Source organism: Cryobacterium sp. Y11, assembly GCF_002929535.1.
Classification (GTDB): Bacteria; Actinomycetota; Actinomycetes; order Actinomycetales; family Microbacteriaceae; genus Cryobacterium.
Genome location: NZ_PJJO01000044.1, coordinates 1 through 11,323, shown reverse-complemented (window position 1 = coordinate 11,323; position 11,323 = coordinate 1). Strand labels below are relative to the sequence as shown.

At 62.2% G+C, this 11,323-nt stretch carries 13 protein-coding genes; 11 read left to right on the top strand and 2 right to left on the bottom strand.

All coding sequences use genetic code 11. The annotated features are described in order from the left end of the window. The first annotated feature begins 218 nt into the window (after positions 1-218). From CXY75_RS02375 to CXY75_RS02355, 5 genes are all read left to right on the top strand, one after another. Positions 219-1,142 (top strand): ParA family protein, encoded by a 924-nt coding sequence (locus CXY75_RS02375; RefSeq protein ID WP_104081267.1) that lies wholly within the window; start codon positions 219-221, stop codon positions 1,140-1,142. Further along, positions 1,139-1,564 (top strand): hypothetical protein, encoded by a 426-nt coding sequence (locus tag CXY75_RS19365; RefSeq protein ID WP_146069336.1) that lies wholly within the window; start codon positions 1,139-1,141, stop codon positions 1,562-1,564. Before CXY75_RS02375 ends, CXY75_RS19365 begins: the two co-directional genes overlap by 4 nt. 194 nt (positions 1,565-1,758) lie before the next feature. Beyond that, a complete protein-coding gene (locus tag CXY75_RS02365) occupies positions 1,759-2,232 on the top strand; it encodes a hypothetical protein (protein WP_104081265.1) in 474 nt (157 codons plus the stop codon). After that, complete coding sequence (locus tag CXY75_RS02360) at positions 2,226-2,519, top strand: helicase C-terminal domain-containing protein (protein WP_104081264.1); 294 nt, start codon at positions 2,226-2,228, stop codon at positions 2,517-2,519. The genes CXY75_RS02365 and CXY75_RS02360 overlap by 7 nt, the downstream gene beginning before the upstream one ends. 15 nt (positions 2,520-2,534) lie before the next feature. Beyond that, a complete protein-coding gene (locus CXY75_RS02355) occupies positions 2,535-3,140 on the top strand; it encodes a hypothetical protein (RefSeq protein ID WP_104081263.1) in 606 nt (201 codons plus the stop codon). 241 nt (positions 3,141-3,381) lie between these two features. Here CXY75_RS02355 and CXY75_RS02350 read toward each other — a convergent pair whose 3' ends face one another. Next, complete coding sequence (locus CXY75_RS02350) at positions 3,382-3,627, bottom strand: hypothetical protein (RefSeq protein WP_104081262.1); 246 nt, start codon at positions 3,625-3,627, stop codon at positions 3,382-3,384. Positions 3,628-3,762: 135 nt separating this feature from the next. Between CXY75_RS02350 and CXY75_RS02345 the strand changes: the two genes are divergently transcribed. The 6 genes from CXY75_RS02345 (at position 3,763) to CXY75_RS02320 (ending at position 10,053) form a co-directional block, all read left to right on the top strand. Then, positions 3,763-4,023, top strand: a complete 261-nt coding sequence (locus tag CXY75_RS02345) for a hypothetical protein (protein ID WP_104081261.1) — start codon at positions 3,763-3,765, stop codon at positions 4,021-4,023. A 200-nt stretch (positions 4,024-4,223) separates the two neighbouring features. Next, positions 4,224-4,685, top strand: coding sequence for a PTS sugar transporter subunit IIA (locus tag CXY75_RS02340; protein ID WP_158251090.1), 462 nt, complete (start codon positions 4,224-4,226; stop codon positions 4,683-4,685). Between the two features lie 2 nt (positions 4,686-4,687). Beyond that, complete coding sequence (locus tag CXY75_RS02335; RefSeq protein ID WP_104081259.1) at positions 4,688-4,996, top strand: PTS fructose transporter subunit IIB; 309 nt, start codon at positions 4,688-4,690, stop codon at positions 4,994-4,996. Position 4,997: 1 nt separating this feature from the next. Further along, positions 4,998-6,086, top strand: coding sequence for a PTS fructose transporter subunit IIC (locus CXY75_RS02330; RefSeq protein ID WP_104081258.1), 1,089 nt, complete (start codon positions 4,998-5,000; stop codon positions 6,084-6,086). A gap of 24 nt (positions 6,087-6,110) precedes the next feature. Continuing rightward, the gene (locus CXY75_RS02325) at positions 6,111-8,705 is read left to right on the top strand and encodes a glycoside hydrolase family 38 C-terminal domain-containing protein (RefSeq protein ID WP_104081257.1); all 2,595 of its coding nucleotides are present in this window, start codon (positions 6,111-6,113) and stop codon (positions 8,703-8,705) included. Between the two features lie 166 nt (positions 8,706-8,871). Next, the gene (locus tag CXY75_RS02320) at positions 8,872-10,053 is read left to right on the top strand and encodes a glycerate kinase (protein WP_104081256.1); all 1,182 of its coding nucleotides are present in this window, start codon (positions 8,872-8,874) and stop codon (positions 10,051-10,053) included. Here CXY75_RS02320 and CXY75_RS02315 read toward each other — a convergent pair. Next, positions 10,030-11,061: a sugar diacid recognition domain-containing protein gene (locus CXY75_RS02315; protein ID WP_104081255.1), complete on the bottom strand. Its 1,032-nt coding sequence runs from the start codon at positions 11,059-11,061 to the stop codon at positions 10,030-10,032. The two genes, CXY75_RS02320 and CXY75_RS02315, sit on opposite strands and share 24 nt — an antisense overlap. Positions 11,062-11,323 lie beyond the last annotated feature (262 nt).

The following is an 11,323-nucleotide window of genomic DNA, read 5'->3' as shown; positions in this document are numbered from 1 at the left end:
CAACAACACCAACAACACCAACAACACCAACAACACCAACAACACCAACAACACCAACAACACCAACAACACCAACAACACCAACAACACAAGCAACACACGCAACGCCAACAACACAAGCAACACAAGCAACACAAGCAATGCGTACAATAGAACCAATACATACAACACGTGTATTACAGGTACTGTTACACGAGGCGACCTCGAGAAGAGACCAGATGACCCCGACACTCAACCGCCCGGCGCTGGACCGCGTCATCGCTGTTATTAACGGCAAGGGCGGCGTCCTCAAAACAACACTGACCGCCAACATCGGCGGCATGCTCGCCAGCAGCGGTTTTCGCGTCCTTCTCGTGGACCTGGATCCTCAGGGCAACCTCGCCGAAGACCTCGGTTACACCGACGACAACCGCGACGACGCTGGACGCGCCCTGGCGCAAGCACTCATGTTCGGCGGGGGAGCGGAGCCACTGCGCGACGTTCGCCCCAACCTCGACGTGTTCGCCGGCGGCCCCGCGCTCGACCAGGCCACCGCCGGTCTGGCCGCGAAGGCCAACAAAGACCCCGACGGCGCAAAATTGGCTGTCGCGCACCTTCTTGAACCCCTCGCCAATAACTACGACATGATCATCATCGATTGCCCCCCGGGTGATGAAACCCTCCAAACCGCCGCCGTCGCTGCAGCCCGCTGGGCACTTGTCCCCGTCAAGAGCGACAAATCCAGCCGCAAGGGTCTTGGAGCCGTCGCGGCCCGACTGGACGCCGTCCTCAGCGTCAACCCCACTCTCGACCTGCTTGGCGTCGTCCTCGTCGATGTTGGGACCTCTGCCCACGTCGTCCAGCGTGAGGCCCGCGAACACATCGCCCAACTCTTCAACGCCGACCACAACGTCGTCTTCACCGCCACGGTGCGCCACAGCGAGGCAACCGCCCAAGCCACCCGAGAACGGGGCCTCCTCGTTCACGAGCTCGATGTTCAGGTGCGGAAGGGGCCTAAATGGTACGACATCCGGCGCGGCGAAGCCCAAGCGCAACCCCTGGCACCACGAACAGCCGGCTCGGTCGCCGACGACCTGCAGGCCATCACCCAAGAGGTCGTCGCCCGCATCACCGCCGCGGAAAAGCAGTCGGTGCGCGCATGAGCGATGACGCTCCCACCCGGCAGATAGCCGGGTTGACCCCACGAACATCCGGCCCCGACCTGAGCCGGCTCCAAGCTCGCAACCGACCCAGCCCCACGCTCAGCGCGTCGACTCCGCCTTCCGCTGCTGATGAGGCGGCAGCGCCGGTCCAATCCAGCACTCTCGAGCGCCCTGCAGCCCCGGCGTCAGCAGCAGCCGTCGGCGAATCCAAACGGATGACCACCTACGTCACCACCTCCACCCGCGAGCGTGCCAAATCTGCCTTTCTTGCCACGAGACACCTCGAGGGAGACGACACCTGGTCCGGCTTTGTCGAACGAGCCATTCTGACCGAAGTTGAACGCCGTGAAACCAAACATAACGAGGGACACCCCTACGAAGTCGACCACCATCCGCTGCCCGTTGGACGCCCACTGCGGTAACGGCTACCCGCGCACTGCCGTGACCCAGCCAACCGTGGGTCGGGCAGCCGACCGTCTGTCAGGCAGCTGCCCGCATCCGCTTACTCTGCGCCGTTTCAGCCAGCGAGCCTATATGTCACGAGGGTACGTCGGTTCAAAGGTTCGCGGTCGCAGCGCCCCTCGAGCAGCGCGTCGGAGCCAGCTACCTTGATCGGGTGCGCCGCTTCCGGAACGCCGACGAAGCTGACGCATCCTTGCTGCTGCGTGCTGGCAACACGCAGGCGGTGGACTTCTACGTCACGAGCCAGCGCATACATGGTGGCATCAGGCCGAGCATGTGGGAAGAAATTTACGCGGCGTGGGCTATCGACCGGAAGAACGGCCGACATTCGATCATGGTCGCCGGAACAAATAACGAGGTTGCCGCGCTCACCGCTCGAGCCCGCCTCGACCCGGTCATGCAGGGCATGGTCGGTCGCGGCGGTGCGCTGGTGCACGATGGCAACAAGGTCGGAGTAAACGATGTGATCGTGACCCGGCACAACGACCGTTGGTTGCGCTCCAACCACGGCAAAGATTTCGTCGCCAACGGCGACCTGTGGACGGTGCGCAACACGGACAACGGCCAGCTGACAGTGCCGAGACTGCGGCACGGGGGAGTGCCGACCCTGCCGGCGGATATGTGGTAGATAATGTGGAGCTCGGATATGCCGCCACCATCAACAGGGTCCAGGGCCTGACCGTTGACACGTCACATATTCTTGTTGATCCCCAATCCACCTCCCGGGAGCAGCTCTATGTCGCGGCCACCCGCGGCCGTGAATGCAACCGCATGTATGCCGTCGTCGAAGAAACCCTGGAGGCTGACGGTCATGCCCCGGATCATCTGCGCACCTCCGTCGTCGGTGCTCTCACCCCGGTTTTGGCGTGCGAAAGCGCGGAACGGTCCGCGCAGGAGGAAATTCAGATTGCTTGAGATGCCGCAGCGAGCGTGTCGACTCGGATCCCTGCCTACGACGACGCGGTGGGGCGCGTCTACGACCCCCACCAGCTCGGCCGGATGGAAACAGTTGTGCGTGATGTTCTTCCCGTGGCGATCGCCGAGAGCGTGATCAACGACGAAGCGTGGACGCATGTGGCCGGCCGTCTGGCTGCCCACGAAGCGAATGGTGTTGATGTGCGCGCGGCACTTGCCGACGTCGTTGGACCCGGTGACGTCGTAGCTGAGTCCACGATTGACTCCTGTGCCCAGGTGTATCACTACCGGCTCGGCGTGCCAGCGAGGCCGGACGTGGAGTCTCTAATTCTCGCCTGGATTGCCCCCGTGCCCACGGACATCCGTCGTGATGGTGACGAGGTTCGTGGCTGGCTGCACACTCAGGCGCGCCTGATCCAGGAGCGCGCTGACACCCTCATCGGGGATGCCCGGTCACGGCCGGAACTATGGCTTATGAACTTGCGGTCGTGTCCCGCGGACCCAGTGCAGCAGCGCCTGTGGCAGCGCAATGTGGGCAATATTGTGGCGTACCGCGACCTTCATCAGATCAGAGACCCCGAGTCTCCACTCGGATATGCGCGAACGGAGAGCGACTCGTAAACGGTGGCCAAAATTTCGGTCGAACAACTGCAAACGGTCACCGAGGATGCCGCAGCCGACGCTCGTCGTCGGGTTGTCGAACTCCAGAACAGGCTCGGAGGGCTAGGGGAGCCCGCCACAAGTGGTGTCGCCGGTCGATTGCAACGACTTCACGATCGACAGGCTGGGATCGAAAGCCCGGGGTTGACGGAGGTTACGCAAACGGGTCCACGAGCTCGTCCTACGGTCTGAACGGCTGCATCTACTGGCCCGCCACGGCGCCGTCGGCAAGGCCGGGGCGTTGTTGCACGATGGGAACAAGGCCGGCGTGAACGATGTGATCGTGACGCGGCAGAACGATCGGAAGTTGCGTTCCAACCAAGGCAAGGATTTCGTTGCGAACGGTGATCTTTGGACGATCCTGGGTGACGAGGGTGGCGACCTGAAAGTGAAGAGCCTCCGGCAAGGGGGAGTGCTGACCCTGCCGGCCGAATACGTGGCCACGCACGTGGACCTCGGCTTGCGGCCACGATCAACCGGGTGCAGGGCATGACCGTGGACACGTCCCCATTCTTGTTGACCCGCAGTCGCCCCTCGCGAGCAGCTTTATGTGGCGGCGACGCGCGGCCGAGAGTCCAACCGGATGGATGGGGTCGTTGATGAGGCCCTCGAAGTGGATGCGCACGTTCCCGACCACCTGCGCACCTCGATCATCAAGGCGCTCACCACGGCGCGCGCGCGGGCGCCGAGCGGTCTGCGATGGAGCAAATTCAACGGAGGCGCTCGTCGACGCTGCGCCCGCGGTGCCGGAGCCATGGAGCGCGACTGCTCGACCGCAGCCAGATGGCGCCTCCTTGCAGACGGCGTGGTGGCACGCCCTCGGCAACGCAAGCTGCGGATTTAGAGAAACGCCTTGGCGACCCGACCGGTATCGGGCTTCTGTCGAAGCCCATTGTGCAATCGCACAATGGACTCTGTAGGGATACGGATGGATCCGCTGTGGGCCGCCGCGTACGGTTGCACTTACGGCTCAAGTGACGCAGTTGTCACAGTAGCCCGTTGACGGCAAGGATGCGCTCAACGCGCTCCGCCAGAAGGATACCCATGGAACTCTCAGATCTCTACGATCCCCAGCTTGTCGTTATTGGCCTCAAGGCGGCGAATAAGAACGATGTCTTCACTGCCATCGGCCAGCTCCTCGTCAATGCCGACAAGATCACCAACATCGATGAATTCCTCGCCGACGTTCAGACGCGCGAAGCCACTGCATCCACGGGTGTCGGCGAGGGCCTCGCGATTCCGCACGCGAAGTCGCCCGTCGTGAAGGAAGCGTCTTACGCAATTGCGAACCTCGCCACTCCTTTCAATTGGGACGAAGACGATGATGAGCCGACGACCCTCATCGTTATGCTCGCCGTCCCTTCTGCGCAGGCCGGGACAACCCACCTCAAGCTGCTCTCCCGGCTCTCCGTGGCGCTCATGGATGAAGTGTTCCGTGCCGCGCTCGTAAATGCTAAGTCCGAGCAAGAAATCAGCAATGCCATTCTTTCCAAGGAAGGGAAGTAACAATGTTCTTCGTCTGCGTCACGTCATGCCCTGCGGGCATCGCCCACACTTTTATGGCCGCGGCAAGCCTCCGTAAAGCTGCTCTAGCGAAGGGCATCGAGCTCAAGGTCGAGACGCAGGGGGCGACGGGTCGTGACAACGAGATCACCAAGGAGGATTGCGAGCGTGCGGATGCCGCCATCATTGCTGCGGACGTGAGCATCTCTGGCGCGGAGCGGTTTGCGGACATTCCCACCCTGGAGTGCTCGCTTTCCGAGGCCATTAAGAAGGCGCCGAAGCTCCTCAACGAGGTCGTTGAGGCGGTACGCTGACATGGTTAAGATTCAACGCAAGCAAAGCCCGTGGGTGACTACGGGCCAGGACATCTACAAAGCCGTTATGACCGGCGTTTCTTACATCATCCCCTTGGTTGTCTCCGGCGGCATGGTGCTTTCTCTCGCGCTGCTCTTTTTCGGCAACGAGGGCGCCCGAATCGATGGTTCCGTCGGGTCCATCTGGCGAGTCTTCGGCGGGTCCATCCTGGGCATGCTGGTTCCCATTCTGGCCGCGTACGTCGCTTACAGCCTCGCCGATAAACCGGGTCTAATTCCCGGGCTGGCGGGCGGTATTGCGGCCTTGTCCCTTGGCGCCGGATTCTTCGGTGGTCTCATCGCCGGCCTCATCGCCGGGTACACGGTCCGGTACCTTAAGAAGATCAAGTACCCGCAGTCGTTCGCAGGCATCGTGACGATCTTCTTTTATCCACTGCTCGGCACGGTTATCACCGGGTTCTTAATGTTGTTCGTGATCGGAGGGCCGATTGCCTGGCTGAACCAATCCATGATCATCTGGCTAAGCGACTTGCAGAGCTCGAACTTCATAATCCTGGGCATCGTCCTGGGCGCCATGGCCGGCTTCGACATGGGTGGACCGGTCAACAAGGCTGGCTATGCCTTCGCGCTGGCAGCGATAGACGCGGGCAATGGGCTTCCCTACGCCGCGTTCGCCGCCGCGAAGAGCCTACCCGGCATTATTTGTTCTATCAGCGCGTTTCTCGTCCCCAAGGGATTCACTCACGACGAGAAGGATACGGCCAAGACCAGCTGGCTTCTCGGCATTTTCGGAATCTCGGAGGGCGCGATTCCCTTCGCTCTGCGTGACCCGCTGCGGGTCATCCCGGCAACCATGATCGGCGGTGCCTTCGCGGCCGTCGTCTCATTTTGGGGCAAGTCGTCGCTACAGAGCGCCGGTGGAAGCGTGCTGACCATCCCCGTAACTGAAAATCCCCTGTACTGGGTCGCAGGTCTCGTGGGCGGTGTCGTGCTCGGCACGATCGTCTTGTCTGCATTGAAGTGGCGCAAGGTCTCCGTCCACGGCCCCGACGAGGTCGCTCGCGAAGAGCCCGCCGCAGTCTACGCCTGAGCTATCTGAGACAAAGGACTGACAATGAGCAAGAGCGTTTACGTTTTCCCGCACACCCACTGGGACCGGGAATGGTACTTCACTATCGAAGAATCACGTTCCCTCCTGATGCACGATCTGGAGGAAATCCTCACCCATCTCGAGAAAAACCCCGAGTTCGGTTACTTCGTACTCGACGGGCAGTCAATCGTGGTTGAGGACTACCTTAAGACCCGGCCACAGGACGAGGATCGGATCAGGGCACTATCCCAGGCCGGGCGGCTCAAGCTGGGACCGTGGCTCACGCAGACGGACTCGCAAGTAGTGTCCGCCGAATCCATGGTGCGCAACTTGGTGTACGGGATTGAGATCGCGGAGCGGGTCGGGCCAGCGATGAGGATGGGATACATCCCGGACTCGTTCGGCCAGACGGCGAGCCTGCCGACGTTGTTGAACGGTTTCGGCATGGACTCGGTGGTTTTCTGGCGTGGGAAGACGGAGCGCCACGCCAAAGACGTTAACTTCCTGTGGCGGGGCGCGGACGGCAGCCAGGTCAACGCGACCAACATCGCGCAGGGCTACCAGGTTGCGAAGTACCTGGAATCCGATCCTGATACGCTCCAGGCACGCATGCAGAAGATTTTGGACCGTCTGGGCGGCAACTCGGCGTCGGACAACGTCTTGCTTCCGGCGGGGCATGACCAGATGCCGATCCAGAAGAACCTCCCCAGTCTGCTGAAGAATCTCGAACAGATCAACCCCGGCGATTCCTACCGCATCAGCACGATTGAGGACTACTTCGCGGACACCTTCGCCGACACCTCTGGCCTCGAGGTCTACGAGGGCGAGTTCACTGAGGGCAAGTACATGCGGGTACACCGTTCGATCTACTCGACCCGAATGGACATTAAGATGCTCAACGCCTCCTGCGAGGCCGAGCTGACGCAGATGTTGGAGCCCCTGCTTTCGGTCGCAAGCCACCTCGGGCTTGACTACTCGCAATCGCTGGTGGCCGAGGCATGGAAAACCATCCTGCAGTGCCACGCGCACGACAGCATCGGTTGCTGCAACAGCGACCGGGTAAATGCCGACATCAAGCATCGGTTCGTGAAAGCCGGCGAGATTATCCGGGCACACGCGAAGATGACGCTCCGCTTGATGGCAGCGAGCATCGAGAAGCGTGATGACGAAGACCTACTCCTGGTCTTCAACGCGATCCCGTCCGGCGGCACCCGGCTGGTGGAGCAGGAGCTGTTCGTGGGCACCCGCGACTTCGCCATATTAGACACCGAGGACAACGAGGTACCGTACTCTCTGGTGGAGATCGAGGACTATGACGCCCAGAAGATCGATCGGCAGATCGCTCACCTGAATCAGCACATTCCGATGTTCCGGGCCGTGATCACCTTTAACGCCGAGTTCGACGGTCTGGGGTACACCTCCTACCGGATCGTTCCCGGCCGCGTGGGGACCGTGGTGGCCACTCGGACATCCGCAGCCACCAAGATTGAGGGCGACGCTCTCTCTGCAGAAGTGACCGCGGACGGTATCCGGTTGGTTCGGCGGGATGGAACGGAAATTCAGGTCAAGCTCGAGGAATCGGGCGATGAGGGAGACGGCTACGACTACTCGCCGCCGCCCGTCGATCTGGTCCTCGAGGACTTCGTTTTCGAGGCGAAGGGCGTGACCATCGTTCAGGGCGCGCATCGGATCGCCTTCACAGCTCAGCGCCAGGTGCCAGCCTCTCTCGAGGAGCGGACGGAAGGAGCCACCAGCATCCTCGCGCGATTCGAGGGAACGGTCGAGCTAAGAGACGGTGAGGACTTCGCCCGTATCCACCTCAGCCATGACAACTCGGTCGATAATCATCGGTTCCGGCTCAAGGCGGTCACCGGAGTGACGCCTGAATACTCCATCGCCAACAACCAATTCGGTGTGATCAAACGAGAGCTCGAACACCCTGAGGCAGAGCGGTTCGTAGAGCTGGGCTGGGCAGAGAAGCCCATCCCGGTCTACCCGATGATGAGCTTTTGTGCCGTGACTCAGGGAGACGCCGGAGCCTTCGTGGCTACCAAGGGCCTGCGGGAGTACGAGGTCACGGGTGCGGATCACGGCGAGCTGAGCGTAACGCTGTACCGTTCCGTCGGTGACATCGGCAAGGATGACCTCACGCGCCGCCCGGGCCGTGCCTCCGGCATCAAGGTGCCGGCACCGGACTCGCAGCTCCACCAGCACCTTGAGTTCGACCTCGCCGTCGGTTTCCTCGCCGGCGAGAAGGATATCGTCGTGGCGAGCCGAGCTGCACATCGGATAAACACCGTCGACTGCACGTTCCAGGTGAAGAAGCACAATGACTTCCAGCTGAACCCGACCGAGAAGCGGATCCCGAGCACCTTCTCGTGGTTCTCGCTGGACGACTCGGTCGTGCTCAGCACGGTCAAGATGACGGAGTCCGGTGCGGGCTACGCCGCCCGCTTTTTCAATCCGTCGATGGACGAAGTCTCACTCGAGACCCCGGAGCTTCTGGGGTACGTCGCTCACCTCGGCCGACTGGACGAGCGAGTCGGCGACCGGGCTCCGGGGGGACAGCTGGTCGTTCCCTCCTGCGGCACCATCACCCTGATCTACCTGCCGGAGTAAATCGTATGGCCCCCCCGAGTCCCAAACCCGGGGCCATATCGCTGCGGCACAGGCTGGCGGCACCATCGTCACCTGAGCCGGTGAAGGAACGCACCTCCAGGAGAAGAAGAGGTTCCATGTATTCCATCGTCGGCAAGCTTTCCACCGCGGCGAATGGTTCGCGCTCATGAGGATCGTGTGCGCGCCCGACTCGTTCAAGGAGTCCATGACTTCCGTCGAGGCCGCCGAGGCGATGGCCCGGGGAATTTACCGGGTCGACCCCACCATCTCCTGTGACCTGGTGCCGATGGCCGACGGCGGGGAGGGAACCACGGAAGCCCTCATATCGGCGCTGAACGGCGAGTGGGTCAAAGCCCCGTGCCATGACGCGCTCAACCGGCCGACCATCGGGCGATTCGGGTTCGTGCGGGGTCGGCGCGTGGCGGTCATTGAGGTCGCTGAAGCCGCAGGGCTCGCCCAGATCGATCCGACAGAACGAGACATCTGGGCGGCAACATCGCGCGGCGTGGGTGAGTTGATCCTCTCGGCGCTGGATTGCGGCGCGACCGAATTCATCATGGGCCTGGGAGGATCGGCGACGAATGATGCCGGCACCGGAATGCTGGAAGCCCTGGGTGCCCGGTTTCTCGATCGTGACCGCAGACCGATTCCGGACGGAGTCCGGGGACTGACCTCGCTCGTGTCAGTGGACTTCGGAGCCTTGGACGCCCGATTGAGCACCGTTAAATTCCGGATAGCCTCCGATGTATCCAACCCTCTGCTCGGCGACCATGGGGCCTCGGCGGTTTACGGGCCGCAGAAGGGCGCCAAACCCAATGACATCCCCGAACTGAACGCAGCTTTGGCACGATGGGCGGATGTCATGGAGTCGGCGTTCCACCGCCACGTACGGGAGATTCCCGGCGCTGGCGCCGCCGGGGGCCTGGGGGCGGCTTTCGCCGCTGCCACCGATGCGACCATGGAGAGCGGTGTCGAGGTGATCATGGACGCGGTGGGGCTTCGAGACCGGATCGCGGGAGCCGACTGGGTCTTCACCGGCGAAGGAGGTGTCGACCGGCAAACCGCGTCGGGTAAGGCGCCATGGGGTGTCGCCCAGGCGGCGGGGGAGAGAGGTGTCCCTGCGATCATCTTTGGCGGTCGCATCAGCGACGATGCATACCAGTTGATCGGTGACGCCGTTGTCGCCGTGGTCCCTATCCTGCGCCAAGTGACCGACCTCCCCACCGCGCTTCGCGAGGGCAGCACCAACCTAGAACGAGCAGCCGCGACGGTCACGCGCCTGCTCACGGCCCGGACTCACACCGCCGCGCGTGCAACATCCCGTCTATCCGTCGGCCGCCGCCTGTAGCGAGGTCGGGACGCTGGATTGATGGAGGATGTAGCCGACGAGGGGGATGAGTTCAAGCAACTGCCGAGGATCGAACCCCGTAAGTTTCCGCATCCGATTCAGTCGGTAGAGCAGGGTGTTGCGGTGGATGTGCAGTCGAGCGGCAGCGCCGCCCACACTCATATTGGCCGCGATGAAGACGCGCAGGGTTTCCACCAGCTCCGGATGACTGTCCAACACAGCGAGGGCCTCCCTCCGGGGGGCATCCATCAACGCCACGAACTCCGTGAGATCCGCGGCGTAGTGGACGAAACCGGGGATCATGAGGCCGAGCTGGACCACTCTGGCGCACTTAACATCGGCGATGCAGTCCTTGGCTAAATCATGTGCCTTGCTCACGAAGAACACCGCCTGTGGAGCATGACGGATCCACCGGGGTAGGGCTTCTTCAATGTCGTGAGGGTTGAGCAGGAAGATCCCTCCCGGGAGCGAAAATGCTGTTGGACACAGCTCTTGAAGGCCTGCTACTTCGCCCTCTACCAAAATGGCTAGATGAGGATGCTGTAGGTCCAGGCCCTGCATGAGAGCAAGCTCGATAAGGTTGGTCGAATACGCATCGGTCTCAGTGGCCAGTGCCGCAGCCAACACCTCATTGCGCTGTCGAGTGAGCGCGAGATTCTGCTGCATCAGTAGCGTGACCGTGGTGCGCACCAGCCGCGCCAACGGGCGAACTTCGATCAGCGGCCCGGTGATGCCGACCACTCCGATCAGCTCACCGTCCACGACGAAAGGGAGGTTGATCCCGGTCTTGGTGTCGCCTTTGTCCACGGCGATCTCAACGGGCTCTCGGGTCGTGAGAGCGAGAAGCGCGCCTTGATGGACCTGGCCTAGTCGGGCAGGGTCCCCGGACGCAATGATCACCCCGAAGGCATCAATGATATTGACGTTGTAAACGACGTCCGCCATCGCAGCGTCAGTGACGTCCTGGGCGAGGTCCTTTGGGATACGAATCCCCAATGTGCCGAACATGGTATTGACTTTACGTTGCCGTCGAGGTGGCCGTCCCGCCCCGACCTCGGGGCTAGGGGAAGACAGCCCGACGGAGATGTTCTTCCGGCCGCAAGCGGTAAAAAACCGAACGACCGATGATTGTCCCGGCTCCACACCGATGGGCTGAGTATTTGAGGGTTTGGGGGCCGTCCAATATTGCCTTTGGGGGCCGCTGGTATTGCCTGGGGATGCCGGGCTGCCGCGCTGGTCGGGGGCCAGCGGCCCTCGACCAGCGCGGCAG